Here is a 1,221-nt window from a genome sequence, read left to right on the forward strand (position 1 = left end):
GCGGTGGCCGCCGCCGCCGCCGGCGACCTGCCCGCCGCACGCGCCGCCTCGCGCGAGGCGGTTCGGCTGCGCCCCTTCGTCCATATCCCGGCGCGCGGGGCGCGCGAGACGACGGTGCTGGTCCTGCAGTCGCTCGGCGAGGGTCATTTCGAGCCCGCGCCGGGCGGCGCCAAGCTGCCCGAGGGCCACAACAATGCCGCCGACCACCTGGACCCGCTGCGCTTCGCGCGGGTGGACCTGACCGTCGATGCCCTGGCCGCCGATCCCGGCCTGCTCGACCGGCTGCCGCCCTGCGACGTCATCTACAACGCCATCACCGAGCCCGAGCGCATGCAGCAGGGCCTCGACCTCGCGCAGCAGGTGGGCGCGCGGCTCGGCCTGCCGGTGATCAACGACCCGCGGCTGGTGCCCCGCGCGGCCCGCGACCAGGCGGCCGCGCTGTTCGAGGGCATCGAGGGGCTGGTCGTCCCGCGCACCATCCGGGTGCCCGCCGCCGCCGCGACCGGCGCCGCGGTGACGGCCGCCATGGCGGAGGCGGGCCTCGGCTTCCCGCTGATCGCCCGGCCCTCCGGGACCCATACCGGGCATGGCATGGTGCTGCTGCGCGGCGATGCCGACCTCGCCGCCCTGCCGGGCGACACCGACCTGTTCCTGACCGAGTTCGTGGATTTCCGCGACGCCGACGGGCTGTATCGCAAGACCCGCCTGCTGTGCATCGGCTCCCGCGTGCTGCCGGAGCACCTCGCGACCGCCGACGACTGGAACATCCACCACCGCAATTCCCGCGCCTACATGCGCGCGCACCCCGAGGAGCAGGCGCGCGAGCGCGACTACCTCGACCAGTTCGAGAAGCGCTTCGGCATCGCCCGACTGGTCGCGGTGGGCGAGATGTCGGACCGGCTCGGACTCGACTTCTTCGGCATCGATGCGGCGCTGCTGCCCGACGACCGGCTTCTGGTCTTCGAGGCCAATCCCACCATGCGCGCGATGTTCGCCGAGGCGCGGGAGGGGTTTGAATACCTGCTGCCCGGACTCGTGCGGATCTCCGCGGCCTTCTGTGACCTGGTGCAGCGGCGCGCGCGGCGCTAGAGCGCAAGCCGATCAGGTGGCATCACCTCATCGGGTGAAGATGCTCGCGAAAACAAGGTGCTAGAGACATTGCAGCGAGCCTGGGCAAGCGAAGGCGGCTCTGGCGCGGGCGCTGCGGCGCGCGCGCTGGCG

The 1,221-nt window shown here is 73.0% G+C and carries 1 protein-coding gene; it reads left to right on the top strand.

Translation table 11 applies throughout. The features are described 5' to 3' along the window. A partial coding sequence (locus HW578_RS26780; protein ID WP_369407991.1) for an ATP-grasp domain-containing protein occupies nt 1–1,089 on the top strand: 1,089 nt, incomplete at its 5' end. Between the last annotated feature and the right edge of the window lie 132 nt (nt 1,090–1,221).

The sequence above is a fragment of the Roseomonas rosulenta genome (assembly GCF_016106005.1).
GTDB classification, from domain to species: domain Bacteria; phylum Pseudomonadota; class Alphaproteobacteria; order Acetobacterales; family Acetobacteraceae; genus Neoroseomonas; species Neoroseomonas rosulenta.